This is a genomic window from Pseudomonas sp. ADAK13, assembly GCF_012935715.1.
Classification (GTDB): Bacteria; Pseudomonadota; Gammaproteobacteria; order Pseudomonadales; family Pseudomonadaceae; genus Aquipseudomonas.
Window position 1 is genome coordinate 2,440,721 of sequence record NZ_CP052860.1, and the last position, 22,487, is coordinate 2,463,207.

24 protein-coding genes and 1 pseudogene are annotated in these 22,487 nt (G+C 61.8%); 5 read left to right on the top strand and 20 right to left on the bottom strand.

Going from position 1 to position 22,487, the window contains the following annotated elements; genetic code table 11:
- Nucleotides 1–74 precede the first annotated feature (74 nt).
- Entirely contained in the window at nucleotides 75–455 is a 381-nt protein-coding gene (locus HKK54_RS11270; RefSeq protein ID WP_010168229.1) for a hypothetical protein, read from the top strand.
- A gap of 118 nt (nucleotides 456–573) precedes the next feature.
- Here HKK54_RS11270 and HKK54_RS11275 read toward each other — a convergent pair whose 3' ends face one another.
- The 9 genes from HKK54_RS11275 to exbB all read right to left on the bottom strand — a co-directional run bounded on the left by HKK54_RS11275 (nucleotide 574) and on the right by exbB (nucleotide 9,212).
- Nucleotides 574–1,974, bottom strand: coding sequence for an aminoacyl-tRNA deacylase and HDOD domain-containing protein (locus HKK54_RS11275; protein ID WP_010168226.1), 1,401 nt, complete (start codon nucleotides 1,972–1,974; stop codon nucleotides 574–576).
- A gap of 78 nt (nucleotides 1,975–2,052) precedes the next feature.
- Nucleotides 2,053–4,128 carry an ATP-dependent DNA helicase RecG gene (gene recG / locus HKK54_RS11280; RefSeq protein ID WP_169386825.1) on the bottom strand — a complete coding sequence of 692 codons (2,076 nt, stop codon included), beginning with the start codon at nucleotides 4,126–4,128 and terminating at the stop codon, nucleotides 2,053–2,055.
- Between the two features lie 8 nt (nucleotides 4,129–4,136).
- The gene (locus HKK54_RS11285) at nucleotides 4,137–5,057 is read right to left on the bottom strand and encodes a hydrogen peroxide-inducible genes activator (RefSeq protein WP_003213305.1); all 921 of its coding nucleotides are present in this window, start codon (nucleotides 5,055–5,057) and stop codon (nucleotides 4,137–4,139) included.
- A gap of 113 nt (nucleotides 5,058–5,170) precedes the next feature.
- Nucleotides 5,171–5,701, bottom strand: coding sequence for an iron transporter (locus HKK54_RS11290; RefSeq protein WP_169386826.1), 531 nt, complete (start codon nucleotides 5,699–5,701; stop codon nucleotides 5,171–5,173).
- 20 nt (nucleotides 5,702–5,721) lie between these two features.
- Nucleotides 5,722–6,540 carry an FTR1 family iron permease gene (locus tag HKK54_RS11295; RefSeq protein WP_169386827.1) on the bottom strand — a complete coding sequence of 273 codons (819 nt, stop codon included), beginning with the start codon at nucleotides 6,538–6,540 and terminating at the stop codon, nucleotides 5,722–5,724.
- Nucleotides 6,541–6,543: 3 nt separating this feature from the next.
- Complete coding sequence (locus HKK54_RS11300; RefSeq protein WP_010168217.1) at nucleotides 6,544–6,879, bottom strand: cupredoxin domain-containing protein; 336 nt, start codon at nucleotides 6,877–6,879, stop codon at nucleotides 6,544–6,546.
- 168 nt (nucleotides 6,880–7,047) lie between these two features.
- Nucleotides 7,048–7,797, bottom strand: a complete 750-nt coding sequence (locus tag HKK54_RS11305; RefSeq protein ID WP_003213297.1) for a TonB family protein — start codon at nucleotides 7,795–7,797, stop codon at nucleotides 7,048–7,050.
- Complete coding sequence (gene exbD / locus HKK54_RS11310; RefSeq protein ID WP_003213296.1) at nucleotides 7,794–8,219, bottom strand: TonB system transport protein ExbD; 426 nt, start codon at nucleotides 8,217–8,219, stop codon at nucleotides 7,794–7,796. Before exbD ends, HKK54_RS11305 begins: the two co-directional genes overlap by 4 nt.
- Nucleotides 8,220–8,225: 6 nt before the next feature.
- Entirely contained in the window at nucleotides 8,226–9,212 is a 987-nt protein-coding gene (gene exbB / locus HKK54_RS11315; RefSeq protein WP_169386828.1) for a tonB-system energizer ExbB, read from the bottom strand.
- A 189-nt stretch (nucleotides 9,213–9,401) separates the two neighbouring features.
- Between exbB and HKK54_RS11320 the strand changes: the two genes are divergently transcribed.
- Nucleotides 9,402–10,253 (top strand): SDR family oxidoreductase, encoded by an 852-nt coding sequence (locus tag HKK54_RS11320; protein WP_169386829.1) that lies wholly within the window; start codon nucleotides 9,402–9,404, stop codon nucleotides 10,251–10,253.
- A 5-nt stretch (nucleotides 10,254–10,258) separates the two neighbouring features.
- Here HKK54_RS11320 and HKK54_RS11325 read toward each other — a convergent pair whose 3' ends face one another.
- The 7 genes from HKK54_RS11325 to HKK54_RS11355 form a co-directional block, all read right to left on the bottom strand.
- Nucleotides 10,259–10,993, bottom strand: a complete 735-nt coding sequence (locus HKK54_RS11325; RefSeq protein ID WP_169386830.1) for a hypothetical protein — start codon at nucleotides 10,991–10,993, stop codon at nucleotides 10,259–10,261.
- Nucleotides 10,994–11,082: 89 nt separating this feature from the next.
- Complete coding sequence (locus HKK54_RS11330) at nucleotides 11,083–11,826, bottom strand: hypothetical protein (protein ID WP_169386831.1); 744 nt, start codon at nucleotides 11,824–11,826, stop codon at nucleotides 11,083–11,085.
- 63 nt (nucleotides 11,827–11,889) lie between these two features.
- Entirely contained in the window at nucleotides 11,890–12,270 is a 381-nt protein-coding gene (locus HKK54_RS11335; RefSeq protein WP_003213288.1) for a RidA family protein, read from the bottom strand.
- 24 nt (nucleotides 12,271–12,294) lie between these two features.
- Nucleotides 12,295–14,400, bottom strand: a complete 2,106-nt coding sequence (spoT, locus tag HKK54_RS11340) for a bifunctional GTP diphosphokinase/guanosine-3',5'-bis pyrophosphate 3'-pyrophosphohydrolase (RefSeq protein ID WP_008439435.1) — start codon at nucleotides 14,398–14,400, stop codon at nucleotides 12,295–12,297.
- 60 nt (nucleotides 14,401–14,460) lie between these two features.
- Entirely contained in the window at nucleotides 14,461–14,724 is a 264-nt protein-coding gene (rpoZ, locus tag HKK54_RS11345; RefSeq protein ID WP_003176920.1) for a DNA-directed RNA polymerase subunit omega, read from the bottom strand.
- A gap of 167 nt (nucleotides 14,725–14,891) precedes the next feature.
- A complete protein-coding gene (gmk, locus tag HKK54_RS11350; protein WP_010168203.1) occupies nucleotides 14,892–15,512 on the bottom strand; it encodes a guanylate kinase in 621 nt (206 codons plus the stop codon).
- An 11-nt stretch (nucleotides 15,513–15,523) separates the two neighbouring features.
- Complete coding sequence (locus HKK54_RS11355) at nucleotides 15,524–16,387, bottom strand: YicC/YloC family endoribonuclease (RefSeq protein ID WP_169386832.1); 864 nt, start codon at nucleotides 16,385–16,387, stop codon at nucleotides 15,524–15,526.
- Nucleotides 16,388–16,604: 217 nt separating this feature from the next.
- Between HKK54_RS11355 and rph the strand changes: the two genes are divergently transcribed.
- Both rph and HKK54_RS11365 read left to right on the top strand, forming a co-directional pair.
- Nucleotides 16,605–17,327 carry a ribonuclease PH gene (gene rph, locus HKK54_RS11360; protein ID WP_003213280.1) on the top strand — a complete coding sequence of 241 codons (723 nt, stop codon included), beginning with the start codon at nucleotides 16,605–16,607 and terminating at the stop codon, nucleotides 17,325–17,327.
- A gap of 22 nt (nucleotides 17,328–17,349) precedes the next feature.
- Nucleotides 17,350–17,718: a DUF4870 domain-containing protein gene (locus HKK54_RS11365; RefSeq protein ID WP_169386833.1), complete on the top strand. Its 369-nt coding sequence runs from the start codon at nucleotides 17,350–17,352 to the stop codon at nucleotides 17,716–17,718.
- A 58-nt stretch (nucleotides 17,719–17,776) separates the two neighbouring features.
- Here HKK54_RS11365 and HKK54_RS11370 read toward each other — a convergent pair whose 3' ends face one another.
- A complete protein-coding gene (locus HKK54_RS11370) occupies nucleotides 17,777–18,556 on the bottom strand; it encodes an exodeoxyribonuclease III (protein WP_003195493.1) in 780 nt (259 codons plus the stop codon).
- 82 nt (nucleotides 18,557–18,638) lie between these two features.
- Here HKK54_RS11370 and pyrE point away from each other — a divergent pair, with 82 nt between their 5' ends.
- Nucleotides 18,639–19,283, top strand: coding sequence for an orotate phosphoribosyltransferase (pyrE, locus tag HKK54_RS11375; RefSeq protein WP_010168197.1), 645 nt, complete (start codon nucleotides 18,639–18,641; stop codon nucleotides 19,281–19,283).
- 143 nt (nucleotides 19,284–19,426) lie between these two features.
- On the opposite strand, the gene argB is transcribed toward pyrE, so the two are convergent.
- The 3 genes and pseudogenes from argB to dut form a co-directional block, all read right to left on the bottom strand.
- Nucleotides 19,427–20,332: an acetylglutamate kinase gene (gene argB / locus HKK54_RS11380; RefSeq protein WP_003213275.1), complete on the bottom strand. Its 906-nt coding sequence runs from the start codon at nucleotides 20,330–20,332 to the stop codon at nucleotides 19,427–19,429.
- A 21-nt stretch (nucleotides 20,333–20,353) separates the two neighbouring features.
- A pseudogene (locus tag HKK54_RS11385) lies at nucleotides 20,354–21,769 on the bottom strand (phosphomannomutase/phosphoglucomutase); the annotation flags it as partial.
- Nucleotides 21,770–22,028: 259 nt separating this feature from the next.
- Nucleotides 22,029–22,484: a dUTP diphosphatase gene (gene dut / locus HKK54_RS11390; RefSeq protein ID WP_003213270.1), complete on the bottom strand. Its 456-nt coding sequence runs from the start codon at nucleotides 22,482–22,484 to the stop codon at nucleotides 22,029–22,031.
- Nucleotides 22,485–22,487 lie beyond the last annotated feature (3 nt).

Below are 22,487 nucleotides of genomic sequence, written 5' to 3' on the forward strand. Positions count from 1 at the left end.
GGAGATCGGTAGCGTTATTTGCACAAATCGTTAAACTGCTGCGGCCACCCAATAATTACACTGAGGCCGTGTGCATGAAATTTCGTTTTCTTCTCTGGATGCTTGGCCTGTTGATGGGCAAAGCCAGCCGCACCAACCCTGCGTTCCAGCAGCAGTTGGGTGACAAGGACCTGGCGTTCCAGCTGCAGACCCTCGACGGCAAGGTTGCCCGTCACTTCATCGTCAAAGACCAGCGCATCACCAGCCGTTCGGGTGTTCATCCCGCGCCTGCGTTTGCTATTGCCTTCAAGGATGCGGCCTACGGCTTCGCCACGATGCAGGCGAAGAACAAGCAACTGGCGTTCATGACGGGGATTCAGGACAAGTCGATCCAGATCAAGGGCAACCCGGCGCTGGTGATCTGGTTCCAGGGGTTGACCAAGTATTTGAAGCCGAAGAAAAAGCCGAAGGCTTAAGACCGAGTTGAATTCATCGCAGGCAAGCCAGCTCCCACATGTACCGCGTTTCTACAGGTAGACCCCGGTCAAATGTGGGAGCTGGCTTGCCTGCGATAGCGGTATCACAGGCGCAGATTTATCCTTGGCTGAACTGCGACGCCAACTCCCGCAGCAACGTTTCCGCATCCAGCACTTTAGCCACCACATCCTCCGCCTTGTCCCGGGTCAGACCCAGGCGTTCCAGCAGTTCGTCCGGGATGTCTTCATCCGGCCCGGAACCGATGCCGCGGCTGCGCAGCAAGCGCACGGCCAGGCACACCAGGTTCGGGTATTCGGCGTATTGGCCGTCGTAGGTCGGGTCGTGCTGGAAGCGCAGGGCGGTGGACAGTTCGTCCGGCATGTCCCAATAGCGCATCAACCATGCACCAATCTGCTCACGGCTGATGCCCAGCAGGTGCTGCTCGATATAGCTGTGGCACAGGTGCGGGTTGACCTCCAGGTGCCGGCAGATCAGCGAGAAATGCGGCGGGAACACGTGGGCCAGCAACAGGTAGCCAAAGTTATGCAGCAGGCCGGCGAGGTACGTCAGGCCGGCTTCCGGGCGCTGGGCGCGGGGCATGGCACGGGTCAGGCCTTCGATCACGGCGGCGGTGTAGATCGACTGGTGCCAGTACGGCGTGGCCTGTTGCGGCTGGTCCTTGGGCAGGCTCAAGGTCTTGCCCAGGGCCAGGCCCAGCGCGAGGTTGATCACCAAATCAAAGCCCAGTACGCGGACGATGGCGTCTTCCACCGAGCGGATCTTGCCCGGCGAGGCGTAGTAGGGCGACGCCGCCCAGCTCACCACTTGGGCAGCCAGGGCCGGGTCGGTTTCCACCACGCCGGTGATGTCGTCGATGGTGGCGTTGGGGTCGACCCGCAGCTTGATAATCTTTTGTGCCGTGTCGGCCAGCGGTGGAATCTCGATGGTCGCTTCCAGACGCTGCTGGATGCGGCGGGCAGTGAACGCCTGCATCGCCTGGGTGATTTCCTCGCGGTCGTCGTTGGGGCGGTCGAGGTTCGGCCGGATGCTGCTCAACGGCTCGCCGAAATGCGCGGCGCTGGCCTTGGTCAGCATGCTCTTGAAGGCGTCGCTGGAAATCTCCAGCAGCAGCCCGGCCTCGCCCGAGTGAACCAGTACGGTGGGTTCACGCAGCAGGCTTTCTTCGTACAGGCACGGGGAACTGGTCAGCGGCGGCAGGCCGGGCAGCAGGCTCAGGCTGTGCTTGCCGAGCATGCGTTCGAGGCGCTCGGGGGACACGGCCGTGAGGCGCCGACCGGTCAGTTCGGCCAGGCGATTGAGGTCCAGCAACTGGTTCTGTGGAAACAGCACCATGAGTGCACCCACGGCATCATCGAGCAGTACTGCCTGAACCTTTTGCGCCGGGTTCAGGCCAGGACGTTCGGCAACTTCCGTGTAGCTGATGGCGAGCTTTGCAAGCAGCGTCCGAATCACCGAGGGTGCGGTCGGTGGGGCTGTGGCGAGGGCAACTTCTGACATGGCCTGAATCCAATTTCCTACAGTCATTGGAGTATAACCAGCTTGATACATCTGATGGTCGACTAAGTGAGTCAGCCGTCACACTTGGCCGTATTGCTGCCCGTGTCGAAGCCAGCGGTCCAGCAGTGGGCTGACATGTTCCGGCCAGCGCTCAATCAACGCCTGGGCCGCATCGCGCACGGCGGGCAGCAGGTCGGCGTCGCGCATCAGGTCAGCCACCTTGAATTGCAGCAAGCCGGTCTGACGGGTGCCGAGCATTTCGCCGGGGCCGCGCAGTTCGAGGTCTTTTTCGGCGATCACGAAACCGTCGTTGGTTTCGCGCATGATCCCCAGGCGCTGGCGGCCGATTTGTGACAGCGGCGGGTGGTACAGCAGCACGCAATGACTGGCGGCGCTGCCCCGGCCCACGCGGCCGCGTAACTGGTGCAGTTGCGCCAGGCCCAGGCGCTCGGGGTTTTCGATGATCATCAGGCTGGCGTTCGGTACGTCGACGCCGACTTCGATCACCGTGGTTGCCACCAGCAATTGCAAATTGCCGGCCTTGAACTCGGCCATCACCGCGGCCTTTTCCACCGGCTTCATGCGGCCGTGGATCAGCCCGACCTTGAGCTCGCCCAAGGCGCTGGTGAGGTCTTCGTAGGTGGTTTCGGCGGCCTGGCAGGTCAGCTCTTCCGACTCTTCGATCAGCGTGCACACCCAATACGCCTGGCGGCCTTCGGCGCAGGCGCCTCGTACCCGTTCGATCACTTCTACCCTGCGGGTGTCGGTGACCAGCACGGTGTTGACCGGCGTTCGGCCCGGCGGCAGTTCGTCGAGGATCGAGGTGTCGAGGTCGGCGTAGGCGCTCATGGCCAGGGTGCGCGGGATCGGCGTGGCGGTCATGATCAACTGGTGCGGGCTCATGCGCCCGCCCACGCCTTTCTGGCGCAGGGCCAGGCGCTGTTGCACGCCGAAGCGGTGCTGCTCGTCGATGATCACCAGTGCCAGGTTCTTGAATTTCACTTCGTCCTGGAACAGCGCGTGGGTGCCCACCACCATCGGGGCGCCGGCGGCGATCTGCTCCAGGGCGGCTACGCGGTTCTTGCCCTTGAGCTTGCCGGCCAGCCATGCGACTTCCAGGCCCAGTGGTTCGAGCCAGCGCTTGAAGGTTATGAAGTGTTGTTCGGCGAGAATCTCGGTGGGCGCCATCAGCGCCACCTGATAGCCGGCTTCGAGGGCTTGCAGTGCGGCGAGGGCGGCGACCACGGTTTTACCCGCGCCTACGTCGCCCTGGATCAGCCGCAGCATCGGTTCTTTCTGGCTCAGGTCGTAGGCGATTTCATTGCCGACCCGCTGCTGGGCGCCGGTCGGTGCAAACCCCAGGTTGGCCAGGTATTGCGCAGGCAGGTGCTTGGCCTTGGGCATGGCCGGCGCACGCAGCGAACGCATGCTCTCGCGCAGGCGTTGCTGGGACAGTTGGTGGGTCAGCAGTTCTTCGAACGCCAGGCGATGTTGGGCCCAGTGATGACCGAGGGCCAACTCGTCGACGTCGGCGTCGGCCGGTGGGTGATGCAGGTAGCGGATCGCATCATCCAGCGGCGCCAGTTGGTAGTCGCGCGCCAACTCCTGCGGCAGCCAGTCGGGCAGGCTTTTCGGCCCGAGCATCGTCAGGGTTTGCATGCACAGCTGGCGCAGGCGCTGCTGGGTCAGGCCTTCGGTGAGCGGGTAGATCGGTGTGAAGGTGGTGTCGACCGGTGGCGGTTCGTCGCCGGTAATCGCGCGGTATTCCGGGTGGTAGATTTCCAGCCCCGAAGCGCCGGGCCGGGCTTCGCCATAGCAGCGCACGCGGGTGCCTCGCTTGAGGCCTTCCTTCTGAGCGTTGCTGAAATGGTAGAAGCGCAGGCTCAGGCCGCCGGTGCCGTCTTGCAGGCGCACGACCAAGCTGCGGCGCTTGCCCATCACCACGTCGGCGCCGCTGACGGTGCCTTCGACCACCGCGTCCTGCCCGGGGCGCAGCTGGCCGATGGGCACCACGCGGGTGCGGTCCTGATAACGCAGGGGCAGGTGGAACAATACGTCCTGGAGATTTTCCAGGCCGACCTTGGCCAATTTCTCGGCCATGGCCTCCCCGACACCCTTGAGTGCCGTCACCGACACCTGCGACAGCTCAGTCATACCGTTACTTAGCTCGCAGCAGGCGGCTTGGCCACCGAACACAGGCGGATCGAGTCGGCGAGGATTTCAATCGCTTTCGGACGCGGGAAGCTCGCGCGCCAGGCAATCGCCACTGTCCGGAACGGCACCGGCGGCGTCAGTGGGCGCACGGCGATCACGCCCGGGGCGTAGTGATGGCTGTCGACCGCCGACAGCGGCAGGATCGAGATGCCCAGGCCGGAAGCGACCATATGGCGAATGGTTTCCAGGGAGCTGGATTCCACGGTGGTGTGCTTGGCGCCGTCGTTGCCCTTGGTCAGGGTCGGGCAGGCTTCCAGCACCTGGTCGCGGAAGCAGTGGCCTTCGCCCAGCAGCAGCAGGCTCTTGTCGTTGAGCAGGCCGGCGTCGATGGTGTCTTTCTGCGTCCATGGGTGGGATGCCGGCATCAGCACGTAGAACGGCTCATCGTAGAGCGGCAGGGTCAGCACGTCGGCCTCGTTGAACGGCAGGGCGATGATGATCGCGTCCAGCTCGCCGTTGCGCAGTTTGTCGCGCAGCACGTGGGTGAAGTTTTCTTCGATATACAGGGGCATCTGCGGCGCGACGCGGTGCAGTTGCGGAATCAAGTGCGGGAACAGGTACGGGCCGACGGTGTAGATGGCGCCGACTTTCAGCGGTGCGGTCAGCTGGTTCTTGCCGGCCTGGGCCAGCTCGCGAATGCTTTGGGCCTGTTCCAGGACCTTCTGGGCCTGGGCGACGATGCCTTCGCCGACGGGGGTGAGGCGCACGGCGCTTTTGCTGCGCTCGAAAATCAGCACACCGAGTTCGTCTTCAAGCTTCTTCACACCCACCGACAGCGTCGGCTGGCTGACGTGGCAACGCTCGGCCGCGTGGCCGAAGTGCTGCTCTTGGGCGAGGGTAACGATGTAGCGTAATTCTGTAAGAGTCATAGCGGGCGTCCATGAGGTTGCGGGCCAAGCATACCGGCTGCAATCGATAGACGCACGTTATCAGACAGCATGGGGTTTACGACACCTGGTAATCAGGTGTCGCGTTCATGCTTTCAGCTTTGCGGGTATTTGAAGGTGAAGGTCTTGGTGAAGGGGCCCCACCATTCCGGTACGCCGGTTTCCTTGTCCACATGGTGAAAGAAGCCTTTGATTTGCGGGCTTTCATAGCGCAGTACCACGGTGTAGGTGCCGGGGCCGTCCATTTTCACGTTGTTGGCGTAGTGGGCGCCGTCTTTGGCCACCATCGGCAGCAGCGTGCCGATTTCCTTGTAGTCGGGCGAACCTTGCTTGACCAGGGAGTAGGTGATGGTCAGGTAGGGCACCCACTCGCCATTGGACAGGCCGTACTTGTTGTCGGCGGTGGCATGCACATCCGTCTCGAGGTGCACCGAATCCTTGCTCATCACCATGCCCGGTGGCATGGGGGCCATTTCGATGCCCACCAGGTAGGAGGAGGCGATTTCCATGTCGTTGACCTGGACGGGCCCGCCAATCGGGTACTCGCGGGCTTGGGTCAGGGTGGAAGCGGCCAGGGCGCTGACAAGTACCAGTGCGGTGGCCAAGGGTTTGCGCAGGTGTTTCATGGTGGGGCTCCTTGGGACAGTTAACGTGATTGCGTCGGGCGTGAATGCAGCAAGCGGTTACCCAGCACCAGGAGCGCAAGGGTGACGGACCAGGCGGCCAGTTGGACGCCCAGCGGCCGGTCGGTGTAGCCCACCAGCGCGGTCAGGGCGCGGCCGGTGAGGCTGGCGTCGGAGACCAGCCAGGAGGTGTCCCAGAGTTGGTAGCCCCAGGCGGGGATCAGGTCGATACCGGCGAGGATCGCGGCCGCCCGGCCCGCCATGCCGGCGGCGAGCAAGGCGATCATCCAGCCGGTGATCGAAAACAGGCGCTTGAGGCTGATGGCGACCAGGCCGCGGTACATCAGCCAGGACAGCGCGGCGCCGGCGGCGATGCCGAGCACGCCACCCGCCAGCATCGACAGTGGGTCTGCCTGGCTCGACGCGGCGATGCCATAGAGGAACAGCACGATTTCCGAGCCTTCGCGCAGCACCGCCACGGTGATCACCACGGCCAGCGCCCAGAGTGATTTTTCGCCGCTGAGTACCGCATTGCCGGCGCTGCGCAGTTGGGTGGCCAGTTCGCGTCCGTGGCTGGCCATCCACAGGTTGTGCCAGCCCAGCATGACCACGGCGACCACCAGAATGGCCGCGTTGAAAATCTCCTGGCCAAAGCCCTGGAGTGCCTGGGTGATTGCGCCGGTAAAGAGCGCGAGGATTCCGGCACCCAGTACGCCGGCTGCGATCCCGCCGCCGATAAACAGCCCGCGCCGTGCCAGGCCCTGGGTGGCGGCCATCACGATGCCGACCACAATCCCGGCTTCCAGCACTTCTCGAAACACGATCAACAGACAGGCCAGCATGGCTTACTCCTTGGCCGCGACGGCAGTGACCGTGCCTTTGGCCTGGTCCGGGTGGTAGTCATCGAAGAAGGTGTAGGTGCCGGGATGCAGCGGGCCCGCAAACACCGTGACGGTGTTGCCGGGGACGATGATTTTTTCGAATTTCATGTCATAGCTTTCGAACTCATCGACGCTTTCGTCGTGGCTGGTGAGTTGAATACGAAAGCGCTCACCGGCCGGCACCTCGAAACTTGAGGGGCTGAAGGTGTGGTTTTGAATGACCAGGGTGACCAGCTGATCCGCCTGTGCAACGACGGGAAAAGCCAGCAGGACGAGAGCCAGCCGGGCAGGAGTGGGCATGCCGAATGTCCGCTAATGAGAACGATTCGCGGATGATTGGCTTTGTCTTTAAGTGTTACAAGTGAAGATCGAGTTAGATGGCGACCCGTTCAACCCTGGTTCAGGTTGCGACAATGCGCGAGGGAGGGAGCAGCAGCCGTGGGCACCCGAGAGTGCCCACGGTGAGGGTTACCGACGACGTTTTTCGATGTTGTAAACGAACGGCGCAACGATCTCGATGCTGCCGCCTTTCAACATGTCGGCCGGCGGCTTGGGCAGCGGCTGGGCACGACGGATCATGTCGAGGGTGGCGCGGTCCAGGTCGGCGTTGCCGGAGCGGCCCACCAACTCATAGGACAGCACGTTGCCATCGGCATCCACCACGAAACGCAAGCGGTTCAGGCCTTCCTTGCCACGGGCCTGGGCGCCTGGCGGGTACTTCTTGTACTTCTGCAGGTGGCCCAGCAGGGTACTTTCCCAGGTGGCCTTGGCCGCGATCTGCTGCGGTGAAGGGCCCGGCTGTGGCTGGGCGGATTTCTCCGTAGGCGCGTTGTTCTGCGGAGTTTCGCTCGGCGGCTCTTCGGAAGGTTTTTCCTTGGGCGGATCGGGCTTCTTCTCTACAGGCTTGGGCGGCTGTGGTTTTGGCTTGGGCTTGACCGGCTTTGGCACCTGGATCGTCGGCTTGGGTGCCTCAGCCAGCTTCGGCAATGGCAACTCTTCCACCGGCGCTGGCGGCTGTGGCGGCGTGATCACCTTCGGCGGGGCCGGAGGTGGCGGCGCCGGCATCGGTGCCAGGTCGATGACCATGGCGGCCGGTGGCAGTTGGACCATGTGTGGCGCCGACCACTGGAGCGCGATGATGATCGCGACGGCGTGGACGCCCAGCACGACGGCGAGGCTGGTGCCATAACGCGTCAGTTTGTGGCGCGTCGTGATCATTTCTTGGCTGCCGTCTCAAGTCCGACCAGGCCTACCTTGAGGTAGCCGGCTGCCCGCAGGGCATCCATCACGCTCATCAGGTCGCCGTAGTCCACGCCCTTGTCGGCCTGGAAGAAGATCGTCGTGTCTTTCTTGCCCTGGGTCTTGGCGTCGAGCACCGCGCCCAGGGTGTCGGATTTGACTTCTTCTTCGCCCAGGAACAGACGCTGGTCCGCCTTGACGCTGAGGAATATCGGTTTCTCTGGCCGTGGTGCCGGTTTCGCGCTGGAAGCGGGCAGGTCGACCTTGATGTCTACAGTGGCCAGGGGTGCAGCCACCATGAAGATGATCAGCAGCACCAGCATCACGTCGATAAACGGCGTGACGTTGATTTCGTGGTTCTCGACGAGCTCGTCGTCGCCTTGATTCAAATGCAGGCCCATGGCCGATTACCCCACTTTCACCATATGCGGTTGCGAGCTGCGCTCGGAAGGCAGGTGATCGAGGTCACGGCTGACCAGCAACAGGACTTCTGCCGAAGCGTCCGACACCTGAGCCTTGTAGCCGGCGATCGAACGGGCGAAGACGTTGTAGATGACCACCGCAGGAATCGCGGCAACCAGGCCCAGTGCGGTCGCCAGCAGGGCTTCGGCAATGCCGGGCGCCACGACGGCGAGGTTGGTGGTCTGGGTTTTGGCGATGCCGATGAAGCTGTTCATGATGCCCCATACGGTACCGAACAGGCCGACGAAGGGCGCGGTGGAACCAATGGTCGCCAGCACGCCGGTGCCGTTGCTCATGTTGCGACCGCAGGCTGCAACCAGGCGCTCCAGACGGAAGCTGACACGTTCCTTGATGCCTTCTTTTTCACGGCTGTTGGCCGACAGGCGCATTTCTTCAAGGGCGTCGTGGACCAGCAGGTTCGCCAGGGTGCCCTTCTTCGCCGCGCTTTCGCTGGCTTCTTTCAGGGTGGTGGCTTTTTTCAGGTGGACGATTTCAGTGCGCAGGCGACGCTTGGCACCCAGCAGCTCGAAGCCCTTGGCGATCCAGATGGTCCAGGTGATGATCGAGGCGATGGCCAGGCCGATCATCACGATCTTCACGATGATGTCAGCGTTCTGGTACATGCCCCAGGGCGACAGGTCGTGGGCCATGCCCAGGCTGTTGTCTTCTTCCAGCACCACGCCGGACTCGTCAGCCGGAGCGCCTTCGGCGGCCAGGGCTGGGTCGGTGGCAGCCGGTGCAGCAGCAGGCGCCGCAGCGTTTTGCTCGTGGGCTGGAGCGGTCGCAGCAGGCTGTGTAGCCGGGGCGGTGTTATCGGCGAACGCGGCGGTCGGTGCCAGCAGAACGCTGAACAGCACTGCAGCAATCGCACGCCAGGCGCGGGATGGGCTGTGAGGCTTGGTTGGCGAAGCGGGGGATGTATTGCGTGTCATGCTGGCCGGACCTGAGAGAAAAAAATGAGTGATCGTCCTTCCAGACCGTAACGGGTCGAGGACAAATGGGCGGTTATTATTGCAAGTAATTCTTGTTAACAGAAGTAATACAGTTACTTTATTTGTCGTTTTGCTGGCCGCTGGTCATGTGCGGGGGCTAATCTTGACCTTTAAGAACGGAGTTTTGTGATGTCTGCGCCTTCTGTGGTGATTGCCGGTTGCGGCGATGTCGGTAGCCGTCTGGCCACCCAATTGCTGGCCCAGGGCTGGGACGTTCATGGTCTGCGCCGGGATATCTCGCGCCTTCCCAAGGGTGTTATCGGGATTGCCGGCGACCTGTTCAATGAAAACTGCCCCGATACCTGGCCGGTGGGCGGGGTGGATTACCTGGTGTATTGCGCGGCGGCCACCGATCACGACGAAGCCGGCTATCGCGCAGCGTACGTGCAAGGGTTGCAGCATGTGCTGGAGTGGCTGAACGACTACGGCCAGGCGCCCAGGCATTTGCTGTTTGTATCCAGCAGCAGTGTGTACGGGCAGCAGAACGGTGAGTGGGTCGACGAAAACTCCGAGACCCAGGCGGGCGGTTATTCCGGACAAGTCATGCTGGAAGCCGAGCAAGTGGCATTGAACAGCGGCATTCCCGCGAGCGTCGTGCGCCTGACCGGCATCTATGGCCCCGGCCGCGAGTGGCTGCTGAGCCAGGTGCGCCAGGGCTATCGCGTGGCGATTGACCCACCTTTATATGGCAACCGCATTCACGCGGATGACGCTGCGGGTTTGCTGGCGTTTTTGCTGCAGCACGTGGAGCAGGGCGGTGTGCTGGATAAATGCTACATCGGCGTCGATGACGCTCCGGCACCGCTGGCCGACGTGGTGGGCTGGTTGCGCGAGTACCTTGGCGTGACCGAATGGGCCGAGAACGCCAGCGTACGCCGGGCGGGCAGCAAGCAGTGCAGTAATGCCCGGGCCAAGGCGCTGGGTTGGGTGCCACGTTATCCAAGTTATCGCGAAGGGTATGCGGCCATTCTCGAGGGTTGATGGCGTTACTGTTTTTCCAGCAGCCACTGGCGTGGGCCTGGAGTGAGCTGGGGGATTTCGTCGGGCCGGGACAGGTTGATCGCCTTGAGAATCTCGAGTCGTTTGCCGTAGCGGGAGAAAATCCAGCCGTCGCCGACATCGCCCTTGCCCAGGTAGAGGGTGTCATTGCCAGCGCCCTGGGTGGCGCAATCGCCGCCCAGGCACAGCTCGTACCGGTCGTTTTGCGCCAGGCCTGACACGGTGCCATCCGCCGTGAACATTACGATGTTGCCGATGCCTTGGCCTTCAATGATTTTCCATTGGCCGCCCATATAGGCCGAGTTCAGCGCCTGCCGGAAGGTTGTGCCCCACTTCGCTCCCGCGGGAGCCGGCGGGTCAGGGCGTATAAACACTTGCCCGGCGTAACGTTCTGTGGGGAGCTGGATCAACTGCTTGCCATCCGATCGAAGCTCGTCGGCGCCATGGCCGTTGTAGTCGACGGTCCATGCGCCCGGCGCCTTCGGCAGCAACTGACCTTCGCCCAGCTCGAACGCATTGCTGACTTGTGCCTTGCCGTTGCGGGTGTCGATGTTCCATTCCAGGTTCATGCCGTGAGCATCAAGGGCTCGCAGCAAGGGCCTGCCTTGGGCGGCTGAGTCGATGGCTGCCTGGTTGATCCACAGCCCGCTGATGTCGGGCGTTTGCGGCGGGTGAGTGCAGCCGCCCAGCAGGATCAGGCTAAGGACAAGTAATGTGCGCATGGGGGCAGTCTGCATAAGGTGGAAAGCGAGGCAGCAGACTAAAGAAAAAGGAGCCCGTGGGCTCCTTTGTTCTGTATCACTGTTCTGTATCACTGTTTTTCCAGCAACCACTGCCGCGGTCCCGGGGTAAACGAGGGCACCTCGTCGGCCTGGGCGGTATTGATCGCCTGGAAGATTTCCAGTTGCTTGCCCTTGCGCGCAAAGATCCACGGGTTGCCCTGGCCGTTCAGTTGCAGCCAGATGCTGTCGTAGCCGCCGCTCATGGAGGCGCAATCACCTGCCAGGCACAGCGAGTACTGATCGGCACCCGGCAGGCCGGTTACCTGGCCATTGGGCTGGAACTGCACCGTCGCGCCTTCGCCATTGCCGCTGCTGATCCTCCAGGTGCCGCCCATATAGGCGGCGTACAGGGTACGCTCGAAGTTGGCGCCCAGCGGCGCGCCTTCGGGGGCAGGGTCCTTGGCACGGGCGAACAGTTGCTCGGGCTCGTTATCATTGGCCCCTTGCAGCAGTTGTTTGCCTTTACGCTTGAGTTCGGTGGCGGAGCCGCCGTAGAAATCGACGCTCCAGGCGCCGGATTTTTCACCCAGCAACTTGCCTTCAGCTACTTCAAAACCGTTGTAGTAGCGGGCCTGGGATGCTTTGGTGTTCACCTCCCATTCGAGGTTCGGACCATAGCTCTGCAGGGCTTCACGCAAAGGGCCGCCCTTGGCTGCCGCATCGATGGCGGCCTGGTTGATCCAGGTGCCGCTCACATCCAGGTCGGCGGGATTGCTGGCGCAGCCGCCGAGCAGCAGGGCGAGCAACGAAGAGGCAACGAGCGCTTTGCGCATTACGAAATCCTTCCAAGAACCAATTCGGCGCAGCCTTCCCGAGGAAGCGCTGCGCCGGATGTTTTACTCGATGACCAGAATGGCGTCCATCTCAACCTGCGCGCCCTTTGGCAGGGCGGCAACGCCGATGGCGGCGCGGGCTGGGTACGGTTGTTCGAAGTACTTGCCCATGATCTCGTTGACCTTGGCGAAGTGGCTCAGGTCGGTGAGGAAGATGTTCAGTTTGACGATGTCCTTGAACGAACCGCCTGCGGCTTCGGCCACCGACTTCAGGTTTTCGAAGACCTGGATGGTTTGGGCTTCAAAGCCTTCAACCAGCTCCATGGTTTTTGGGTCCAGTGGAATCTGGCCGGACATGTAGACGGTATTGCCCGCCTTGATCGCCTGGGAATAAGTACCGATTGCTGCTGGTGCCTTGTCGCTGGTGATAACAGTCTTGGTCATGAATGACTCCTTGTAATGGATGGGCTAGGCGCGCATGCGGGTGATGCGGATGACCCCGGTCAGGGCGCGCAGTTTCTTGATCACGCGGGCCAGGTGCACGCGGTCGTGCACGCTGACCACCAGTTGGACCACGCTGATGCGGCCATCGCGTTCGTCCATGCTGATTTTCTCGATATTGCCGTCGGCCGCATTGACGCTGCTGGCCAGCAGGGCGATCAGGCCGCGCTGGTGTTCCAGTTCGACCCGCAGCTCGACGTTGAATTCGCCGGTGACATCCTTGGCCCACGAAAGCTGGATGCATTTCTCGGGGTTGTGGCGGATTTCACTGATATTGCGGCAGTTGTCCAGGTGCACCACCATGCCTTTGCCCGCAGACAGGTGGCCGACAATCGGGTCGCCGGGGATCGGCGTGCAGCACTTGGCGTAGCTGAGCACCAAACCTTCGGTGCCGCGAATCGCCAGCGGGCCTTCGGGGCTTGGCAATTGTTCGCCTTCGCCCAGCAGGCGGCGGGCGACCACATAGGCCATGCGGTTGCCCAGGCCGATGTCTTCCAGCAAGTCTTCGATCAGTTCCTGGCGGTACTCGTGGAGCATCGCCTGCACGCGCTCGGCCGGAATCTTGTCCAGGGAGCTGTCGAAGCCGTTGAGCACCTTGTTCAGCAGGCGTTCGCCCAGGCTGATGGACTCGGAGCGGCGCTGCAGTTTCAGGGCGTGACGGATGTGGGTGCGGGCCTTGCCGGTGACCACAAAGTTGAGCCAGGCCGGGTTCGGGCGTGCGCCCGGTGCGCTGACGATCTCCACCGTGGAACCGCTTTGCAGCGGTTCCGACAGCGGGGCCAGTCGACGATTGATCCGACAGGCTATGCAGCTGTTGCCCACGTCGGTGTGCACCGCGTAGGCAAAGTCGACCGCCGTGGAGCCTTTGGGCAGCTCCATGATCCGGCCTTTGGGCGTGAATACGTAGACCTCGTCCGGGAACAGGTCGATCTTCACACTTTCGATAAATTCGAGGGAGTTGCCGGCACGTTGCTGCATTTCCAGCACGCCCTTGACCCACTGGCGGGCGCGGGCATGGGTGCCTTTGGGCTGCTCGTCGCCGGTGGACTTGTACAGCCAATGGGCGGCGATACCGTTGTTGGCCATCTCTTCCATTTCGCGGGTGCGGATCTGGATCTCGATCGGCACCCCGTGCATGCCAAACAGCGTGGTATGCAGCGACTGATAGCCGTTGGCCTTGGGAATCGCGATGTAGTCCTTGAAGCGTCCCGGCAGGGGTTTGTACAAATTATGTACAGCGCCCAGCACGCGGTAGCAGGTATCGACCTTGTCGACGATGATCCGGAACGCATACACGTCCATGATTTCGTTGAAGGCCCGACGCTTGCCGCGCATCTTCTTGTAGATGCCGTAGATGTGTTTCTGCCGGCCGCTGACTTCGCCCTCGATCTCATCGATCGCCAGGCAATGGCTCAGGGACTCTTCGATTTTGTTGACGATTTCCTTGCGATTGCCCCGGGCGCGTTTGACCGCCTGGTAGATGCGTGCGGAACGCATCGGGTGCATGGCTTTGAAGCCGAGGTCTTCGAACTCGATACGAATGGCGTGCATGCCCAGCCGGTTGGCGATGGGCGCGTAGATTTCCAGGGTTTCCTTGGCGATGCGCCGGCGTTTTTCGCCGGACAGCACTTCCAGCGTGCGCATGTTGTGCAGCCGGTCGGCCAGCTTGACCAGGATCACCCGGATGTCCCGGGCCATGGCCATGGCCATCTTCTGGAAGTTTTCCGCCTGGGCTTCGGCCTTGGTCTCGAAGTTCATCTGGGTCAGTTTGCTGACCCCGTCGACCAGTTCGGCCACGGTTTCGCCAAATTGCGCACTGAGCGCTTCCTTGGCGATGCCGGTGTCTTCGATCACGTCATGCAGCATCGCAGCCATCAGGCTCTGATGGTCCATGTGCATGTCGGCAAGAATATTTGCCACCGCAAGAGGATGGGTGACATACGCCTCGCCACTGCGGCGGCGTTGGCCGTCGTGGGCTTGTTCGGCGTAGAAATACGCTCGGCGGACCAGGTTGACCTGGTCTGGGCCGAGGTAGGTCGATAAGCGATCGGCGAGGGCGTCTATGCTCGGCAAAGTATTAACTCCTGCCGTTGGCTGTGACCCCGCGCCGTGCTACGTCGACCAGGCATAGGCTTAGACGGCCTCGTTGGACTCGTCCTCGAACGCTGCAAACAGCGGTTCGTCTTCAACGATTTCGGCGTTGGCGATGAACTCGTAGCTCATCAGGCCTTCAGCGATTTCACGCAGGGCTACAACGGTAGGCTTGTCGTTTTCCCACTGGACCAGGGGCTCTTTGCCGCCAGTGGCCAGTTGACGGGCACGCTTGGTAGAGAGCATGACCAGCTCAAAGCGGTTATCCACGTGTTCTAGGCAGTCTTCAACGGTTACGCGGGCCATGGTATTCCTCGGAGCGAATGCAATATGCGCGCTGCCCGGTTGGGCGAGCGGACTGAACAGTTTAAAAAATCACCAGCGTTTAGGGAAGCGCTGATTTTTCGCAGGCCATCGCAAACGCGCTACAAGTGCCAATGTAAAGCCCTTGCAGCGGTTTTGGGAAGAGCCAATCAGCCGAGCAGTTCGGCCAATAATTTACCGAAACGCTGCTGCTGACGCTTTTGCTGGAGCTGGTTGGTGCGGAAAATCGCCTTCAAATCGTCCAGGGCGTGGGCGAAATCGTCGTTGATGATCAGGTAGTCGTAGTCGACGTAGTGGCTCATTTCACTGACGGCCTCGCGCATGCGGCCTTCGATGATCTCGTCGCTGTCCTGGCCACGGTTGGTCAGGCGCTGGTGCAACGCTTCCAGCGACGGCGGCAGGATGAAGATCGAGCGGGCTTTGGGCATCAGTTGGCGCACTTGCTCGGCGCCCTGCCAGTCGATTTCCAGGATCAGGTCGTGGCCTTCGTCCAGGGTCTGCTGCAGATGGCTTTGGGAGGTGCCGTAGAGGTTGCCGAACACTTCGGCGCGCTCGAGGAAATCACCGTGCTCGATCATCTTCACGAACTCGGTGCGCTCGACGAAATGGTAGTGCACGCCGTTCACTTCACCCGGGCGCATGGCGCGAGTGGTGTGCGACACCGAGATGCGGATCTGCTCGTCAGCATCGGTCAGGGCTTTGACCAGGCTGCTTTTGCCCGCGCCCGATGGGGCGGAAATGATGTAGAGGGTGCCGGTGCTGTGGGTCATGTCAGGGTGCCTTACTCGATATTCTGTACTTGTTCGCGCATTTGCTCGATCAACACTTTGAGGTTGACCGCAGCCTGTGTGCTGCGCGGATCAAAGGCTTTGGAGCCCAGTGTATTGGCTTCGCGGTTGAGTTCCTGCATCAGGAAGTCCAGGCGCCGACCAGCGGCACCGGCTGATTTGAGCACGCGGCGCACTTCCAGGATGTGGGTGCTCAGGCGGTCGAGTTCTTCGGCGACGTCGCTCTTTTGGGCCAGCAGGACCATCTCTTGCTCAAGGCGCACCGGATCCAGATCGGCCTGCATGTCGGTGAAGCGGTCCAGGACCTTCTGGCGCTGGGTGGCAAGCATCTGCGGCACCAGTTCGCGCAGGGTCACCACGTCTTCTTCGATGGACGTCAGGCGGTCGCTGATCAGGCGGGCCAGTTCGGCGCCTTCGCGCTCACGGCCGGCCTTGAGTTCCTTCAGGCCCTGGTTGAACAGCGCCAGGGCTTCGGCATTCAGGGCTTGCGGGTCGGTGGCGTCGGCCACCAGCACGCCGGGCCAGGCCAGCACTTCCAGGGGGTTGATGGCGGCAGGCTGCTTGATCAGGCCGGCGATGGTTTCGGCGGCGGCGACCAGTTGAGCGGCGCGCTCGCGATCGACCTGCAGCGGCTTGCCGGTGGTTTCCTCGGTAAAACGCAGGGTGCATTCCAGCTTGCCGCGGGAGATGCCCTGGCGCAGCGCTTCACGGACCGCGCCTTCAAGGTCGCGAAACGACTCCGGCAGGCGCAGGTGCGGCTCCAGGTAGCGGCTGTTGACCGAGCGCAATTCCCAGCTCAGGGTGCCTTGGACGCCTGCTTTTTCGACGCGGGCGAAGGCGGTCATGCTGTGCACCATGGAGGTACCTCGCGATGCAGTCCCGCAAACGGGCGGGCTGATGGGTAGATTGAAGCCGACAGGCTGCGAAGGCGCAGGATTGTAGCTCAACGGGAAGGGTGGCCCCAAACAGTGGCTTCGCTGCCCCGGTTTGTAACAGGATTTTTTAGCCGTGCCGATCAGGGCTGGCGGCTCTATAATGCTCGGCAGTTTTTCGTCCTCCGTACAGGTATCCCCTATGAAACGTCCAAGTGGTCGCGCTGCCGATCAGCTCCGCTCGATCCGCATCACCCGCAACTACACCAAACACGCCGAGGGATCTGTACTGGTCGAGTTTGGCGATACCAAGGTTATCTGCACCGTCAGCGTCGAAAATGGCGTGCCGCGTTTCCTTAAAGGCCAGGGCCAGGGTTGGTTGACCGCCGAGTACGGCATGCTGCCGCGGGCCACCGGCGAGCGTAACCAGCGTGAAGCCAGCCGTGGCAAGCAAGGCGGCCGCACCCTCGAAATCCAGCGCCTGATCGGCCGTTCCCTGCGCGCTGCGCTGGACATGTCCAAGCTGGGCGACGTGACCCTGTACGTCGACTGCGACGTGATCCAGGCCGACGGCGGCACCCGCACCGCGTCCATCACCGGCGCCATGGTTGCCTTGGTCGATGCGCTCAAGGTCATCAAGAAACGTGGCGGCCTGAAAGGTGGCGATCCGCTCAAGCAGATGATCGCTGCGGTGTCGGTTGGCATGTATCAGGGCGAGCCTGTGCTGGATCTGGACTATCTTGAAGATTCGGCTGCCGAGACCGACCTGAACGTGGTGATGACCAGCACCGGTGGTTTCATCGAAGTGCAGGGCACCGCCGAAGGCGCGCCATTCCAGCCGGCGGACCTGAATGCCATGCTGGCACTGGCCCAGAAAGGCATGACCGAGATCTTCGAACTGCAGAACGCCGCATTGGCCGACTGATTCAACCCCAAGGAGCTACGCCATGAGTGACAGTCAACTTCCACTGCCGACACCGTCCAAGGAAGTTCGCCAGTGGGCGATGCTCTGTCACTTCGCGGCGTTCTTCGGGTTGATGTTCCCGTTCGGCAGCCTGCTGGGGCCTTTGATCCTGTGGCAGGTGAAGAAGGACGCGGACCCGTTCATCGATGACCAGGGCAAGGAAGCGCTGAACTTCCAGATCACCGTGGGCATTGCCTGGGCGATCTGCTTCCTGCTGGGCTTCATCGTGATCGGCTTCGTGTTGATGACCGTCCTGGTGATCGGCGCGGTGGTGATGACGATCATTGCGGGCATCAAGGCCAACAAAGGCGTGGCTTATCGTTATCCGTGGACGTTGCGGTTGATCAAATAACCACCGCCCACAAAAAAACCGACAGCAATGTCGGTTTTTTTGTGCCTGGAAAAAGACCTTAGATGGTCAGTGTCCAGTCGTAGTCCACGATCAGCGGCGCGTGCTGCGAGAAGCGCGGCTGGCGTGGCAGGCGTGCACTGCGCACAAAGCGGCGCAGGCCCGGGGTCAGCAGCTGGTAGTCAAAACGCCAGCCCAGGTTGAGCATCTCGGCCTGTTCGTTATCCGGCCACCAGCTGTACTGGTCGCCTTCGCGGCTGACTTCCCGCAGGGCATCGACATAGCCCATGTTGCCGACAATCTCGTCCATCCAGGCCCGTTCCGGCGCCAGGAAACCCGGAGATTGCTGGCTGTCGCGCCAGTTCTTGATATCCAGCTTCTGTTGCGCCACGTACAGCGAGCCACAGTAAATGTACTCGCGACGTTTGCGCCGCTGTTTATCCAGATAACGGGCGAAATCGTCCATTAGCTTGAACTTCTGGTTCAAGTCTTCATCGCCATTCTGCCCTGATGGAAGCAGCAAGGTCGCGATGCTGACCTTATCGAAATCGGCTTGCAGGTAGCGCCCGTAGCGGTCGGCTGTCTCGAAGCCGAGGCCGCTGATGACCGCCTTGGGTTGCAACCGCGAATACAAAGCCACGCCACCTTGGGTGGGAACTTCGGCATCACAGGCATAAAGGAAGTAGCCATCCAGTTGGAAGGCTGGGTCGTCCAGTTCAAAGGCGGAGGCGCGGGTGTCCTGCAGGCAGATGACGTCGGCATTCTGGGCTTGCAGCCAACTGAGCAAACCACGCTCGACTGCAGCCTGAATACCATTGACGTTCACACTGATGATCCGCATAAATGGCCCCAAAAATCGCGTGCGTGTATGATACACGCCGTCTACCTAATTAGCTAAATCCGTGGTATCTGAGGCTTTTTTCATGCAGGCGTATCAACGCGATTTCATTCGTTTTGCCATCGATCGCGGCGTATTGCGCTTCGGTGAGTTCACCCTGAAGTCCGGGCGCACCAGCCCTTACTTCTTCAATGCCGGCCTTTTCAACTCGGGTTCTGCCCTGGCGCAGCTGGGTCGTTTCTATGCGGCCGCCATCGTTGAAAGCGGTATTTCCTTCGACGTGCTGTTCGGCCCGGCCTACAAAGGCATTCCCCTGGCCGCCGCGACTGCCGTGGCGTTGGCTGAACATCACGGGCAGGATCTGCCATGGTGTTTCAACCGCAAGGAAGCCAAGGCCCACGGCGAAGGCGGCAGCCTGGTGGGCGCACCGCTCAAGGGCGACGTGCTGATCATCGACGACGTCATCACCGCCGGCACGGCGATTCGCGAAGTGATGCAAATCATCGCTTCCCAGGACGGCGCCAAGGCAGCCGGCGTGTTGATCGCGCTGAACCGTCAGGAGCGCGGCAACGGTGAATTGTCGGCGATCCAGGAAGTGGAACGTGATTTTGGCATTCCTGTCGTGAGCATCGTGTCCCTGAACCAGGTGCTGCAGTTCCTGGAAGATGACCCGCAGCTCAAGCAGCATCTGCCGGCGGTTAAGGCCTATCGCGAGCAGTTCGGCGTTTGATGTTTCTGTAGGAGTCGGGCTTGCCCGCGATGGCATCACCTCGGTACAACTGATTTACCGAGGTGCTTGCATCGCAGGCAAGCCAGCTCCCACAAAAAAGGCCCCGTTCAATCTGGTTGAACGGGGCCTTTTGTTTTCTGCGTTTAAGGGCGCTTGCGATTGCTGATCAGGGTACCCACACCGGTGTCGGTGAAGATTTCCAGCAGGATCGCATTCGGAACCCGGCCGTCCAGGATCAACGAACTGCCGACGCCGCCTTGTACCGCTTCCAGTGCGCAGCGGATCTTCGGCAGCATGCCGCCGTAGATGGTGCCGTCGGCGATCAGGTCGTCCACTTGCTGGGTCGTCAGGCCGGTCAATACCTTGCCTTCCTTGTCCATCAAGCCGGCGATGTTGGTGAGCAGCATCAGCTTCTCGGCCTTCAACGCCTCGGCCACCTTGCCGGCCACCAGGTCGGCGTTGATGTTGTAGGACTCACCGTTGGCACCGACGCCGATTGGCGCAATCACCGGAATGAAATCGCCTTTCACCAGCAGGTTCAGCAGGTCGGTGTTGATGCCGATCACTTCGCCCACCTGGCCGATGTCGATGATTTCCGGCTGGGTCATCTCCGGGGTCTTGCGGGTTACGGTGAGCTTCTTCGCCCGGATCAGCTCGGCGTCCTTGCCGGTCAGGCCGATGGCGCTGCCGCCGTGGCGGTTGATCAGGTTGACGATGTCTTTGTTCACCTGGCCGCCGAGGACCATCTCCACCACGTCCATGGTCTGGGCGTCGGTTACGCGCATGCCGTCGATGAAGTGACTCTCGATGGACAGGCGCTTGAGCAGGTCACCGATTTGCGGGCCGCCACCGTGCACCACCACCGGGTTTATCCCGACGGCTTTCATCAACACGATGTCGCGGGCAAAGCCGGTTTTCAGCTCGTCGCTTTCCATGGCATTGCCGCCGTACTTGATCACCAGCGTCTTGCCGACGTAGCGTCGAATGTAAGGCAACGCTTCGGAAAGGACCTTGGCGGTGTTGGCGGCGGCTTCGCGTTCGAGGGTCATTCAGGGCTCCGGTACAAAAAATCAGAACGGTAATTGGAGATCAGGGGCAACACGTTTCAACTGGGCGTGGAACACGTCCTTGATGCGCTGCAACTCAGCCTCGGAATCCGCCTCGAAACGCAGCACCAGCACCGGTGTGGTGTTGGATGCGCGAACCAGGCCCCAGCCTTTGGCGTAATCGACCCGCACGCCGTCAATGGTGGTCAGGTTGGCGCCTTCGCCCCATTGCGCATCGTGCAGTGCGTCAATGATGCTGAATTTGCTCTCTTCGGTCACATGGATATTGATCTCAGGCGTAGAAATATCATCCGGGAAGGTTGCAAACAGGTCTTCCGCGGTGGATTTTTCCTTGCTGAGGATCTCCAGCAGACGAGCGGCGCTGTAAATACCGTCGTCAAAACCGAACCAGCGCTCCTTGAAGAACACGTGGCCGCTCATTTCGCCGGCCAACAGCGCGCCGGTTTCCTTCATTTTCTTTTTGATCAACGAGTGGCCGGTCTTCCACATTAGCGGGCGACCACCGTATTCCTTGATCAGCGGCGTCAGGCGGCGGGTGCATTTGACGTCGAAGATGATCTCGGCGCCCGGGTTGCGCGCCACGACGTCGCGGGCAAACAGCATCAGCAGGCGGTCAGGGAACACGATATTGCCGGTGTTGGTCACCACGCCGACGCGGTCGCCGTCGCCGTCGAACGCCAGGCCCAGGTCGGCGCCGGTTTCCTTGACCTTGGCGATCAGGTCTACCAGGTTTTCAGGCTTGCCCGGGTCCGGGTGGTGGTTGGGGAAGTTGCCGTCGACCTCGCAAAACAGCGGGATCACTTCGCAATTCAGCGCTTCGATCAGCTGCGGGGCGATCACGCCGGCCGCGCCGTTGCCGCAATCGACCACCACTTTCAGGCGGCGGGCGAGTTTGACGTCGCGGGTGATCTCGTCCGAGTAACGATCGAGAATCTCAACCTTGGTGATGGTGCCGGCACCGCTGGTCAGGTCGTTGGTCTTCAGGCGCGTGTGCAGGGCCTGGATCTGTTCGTTGGCGAGGGTATCGCCGGCGATGACGATCTTGAAACCGTTGTAGTCCGACGGGTTGTGGCTGCCGGTGAGCATCACGCCCGACTTGCCGGCCAGTACGTTGGCCGCGTAGTACAGCGCAGGCGTCGGCACCAGGCCCACGTCGCTGACATGGCAGCCGCTGTCGGCCAGGCCCTGAATCAGTTGCTCGACCAGCTCGGGGCCGGACAGGCGGCCGTCACGGCCCACGGAAACGTCAGGCTCGCCCTGCGCCAGGCTCTGGGAGCCAATGGCGCGGCCGATCCAGTAGGCGGTCTCGGCGGTCAGGGTCTTGGGGACCACGCCACGGATGTCATAGGCGCGGAAAATGCTGTCGGGAAATGTCGGGGCGACTCGGGCTGCATTGCTCATTGCGGGGGGGAACTCCATCTGAAAAGGGCGGGGCTGGCCTCAGGGGTGCTGACCGGCAGGCTCAAACTGAAGGGTAAGACGGCGTTTTTGGCATAGAGTTCGTGGTGCAAAAGTGCCATCGGCGCCGAAGCACCGCCCTTTCGCCCGCTTAATGCCCTGATTTCACTGGGGAAATCTTGCTGATAAGTTCCGCGCATTCTTCATCCTGAAAGGCCATGCGTTGGCGTCAGGCCGGGTGAGGCACCCGGCTTGGTTCTGCTAAGTCAGTTCAGCTTAGTCAGTGGCTGCCGGAATGCCCGAAGCCACCTGCACCGCGCTGGGTTTCGTCGAACTCTTCGACCAGTTCGAAATGCGCCTGCACCACGGGTACCAGCACCAGTTGGGCAATTCGCTCGCCGACGGCGATGTTGAACGCGGTCTGGCCACGGTTCCAGCACGACACCATCAACTCGCCCTGGTAGTCCGAATCGATCAGGCCGACCAGGTTGCCGAGGACGATGCCGTGTTTGTGGCCCAGGCCGGAGCGCGGCAGGATCAGCGCCGCCAGGCCCGGGTCGCCCACGTAGATCGACAGGCCGGTGGGAATCAGAATGGTCTGGCCCGGCTCAAGCACGGTGTCCTGCTTGAGCATGGCGCGCAGGTCGAGGCCGGCGGAGCCCGGAGTGGCGTAGGCCGGCAGCGGGAATTCGTTGCCGATGCGGGGGTCGAGGATCTTGGCTTGCAAAGCGTGCATGGA

Excerpts from the sequence above, each read along its gene's own strand:
- HKK54_RS11270 (WP_010168229.1), top strand. The coding sequence starts at position 75 with ATGAAATTTCGTTTTCTTCTCTGGATGCTTGGCCTGTTGATGGGCAAA.
- HKK54_RS11275 (WP_010168226.1), bottom strand. The coding sequence starts at position 1,974 with ATGTCAGAAGTTGCCCTCGCCACAGCCCCACCGACCGCACCCTCGGTG.
- recG (WP_169386825.1), bottom strand. The coding sequence starts at position 4,128 with ATGACTGAGCTGTCGCAGGTGTCGGTGACGGCACTCAAGGGTGTCGGG.
- HKK54_RS11285 (WP_003213305.1), bottom strand. The coding sequence starts at position 5,057 with ATGACTCTTACAGAATTACGCTACATCGTTACCCTCGCCCAAGAGCAG.
- HKK54_RS11290 (WP_169386826.1), bottom strand. The coding sequence starts at position 5,701 with ATGAAACACCTGCGCAAACCCTTGGCCACCGCACTGGTACTTGTCAGC.
- HKK54_RS11295 (WP_169386827.1), bottom strand. The coding sequence starts at position 6,540 with ATGCTGGCCTGTCTGTTGATCGTGTTTCGAGAAGTGCTGGAAGCCGGG.
- HKK54_RS11300 (WP_010168217.1), bottom strand. The coding sequence starts at position 6,879 with ATGCCCACTCCTGCCCGGCTGGCTCTCGTCCTGCTGGCTTTTCCCGTC.
- HKK54_RS11305 (WP_003213297.1), bottom strand. The coding sequence starts at position 7,797 with ATGATCACGACGCGCCACAAACTGACGCGTTATGGCACCAGCCTCGCC.
- exbD (WP_003213296.1), bottom strand. The coding sequence starts at position 8,219 with ATGGGCCTGCATTTGAATCAAGGCGACGACGAGCTCGTCGAGAACCAC.
- exbB (WP_169386828.1), bottom strand. The coding sequence starts at position 9,212 with ATGACACGCAATACATCCCCCGCTTCGCCAACCAAGCCTCACAGCCCA.
- HKK54_RS11320 (WP_169386829.1), top strand. The coding sequence starts at position 9,402 with ATGTCTGCGCCTTCTGTGGTGATTGCCGGTTGCGGCGATGTCGGTAGC.
- HKK54_RS11325 (WP_169386830.1), bottom strand. The coding sequence starts at position 10,993 with ATGCGCACATTACTTGTCCTTAGCCTGATCCTGCTGGGCGGCTGCACT.
- HKK54_RS11330 (WP_169386831.1), bottom strand. The coding sequence starts at position 11,826 with ATGCGCAAAGCGCTCGTTGCCTCTTCGTTGCTCGCCCTGCTGCTCGGC.
- HKK54_RS11335 (WP_003213288.1), bottom strand. The coding sequence starts at position 12,270 with ATGACCAAGACTGTTATCACCAGCGACAAGGCACCAGCAGCAATCGGT.
- rpoZ (WP_003176920.1), bottom strand. The coding sequence starts at position 14,724 with ATGGCCCGCGTAACCGTTGAAGACTGCCTAGAACACGTGGATAACCGC.
- gmk (WP_010168203.1), bottom strand. The coding sequence starts at position 15,512 with ATGACCCACAGCACCGGCACCCTCTACATCATTTCCGCCCCATCGGGC.
- HKK54_RS11355 (WP_169386832.1), bottom strand. The coding sequence starts at position 16,387 with ATGGTGCACAGCATGACCGCCTTCGCCCGCGTCGAAAAAGCAGGCGTC.
- rph (WP_003213280.1), top strand. The coding sequence starts at position 16,605 with ATGAAACGTCCAAGTGGTCGCGCTGCCGATCAGCTCCGCTCGATCCGC.
- HKK54_RS11365 (WP_169386833.1), top strand. The coding sequence starts at position 17,350 with ATGAGTGACAGTCAACTTCCACTGCCGACACCGTCCAAGGAAGTTCGC.
- HKK54_RS11370 (WP_003195493.1), bottom strand. The coding sequence starts at position 18,556 with ATGCGGATCATCAGTGTGAACGTCAATGGTATTCAGGCTGCAGTCGAG.
- pyrE (WP_010168197.1), top strand. The coding sequence starts at position 18,639 with ATGCAGGCGTATCAACGCGATTTCATTCGTTTTGCCATCGATCGCGGC.
- argB (WP_003213275.1), bottom strand. The coding sequence starts at position 20,332 with ATGACCCTCGAACGCGAAGCCGCCGCCAACACCGCCAAGGTCCTTTCC.
- dut (WP_003213270.1), bottom strand. The coding sequence starts at position 22,484 with ATGCACGCTTTGCAAGCCAAGATCCTCGACCCCCGCATCGGCAACGAA.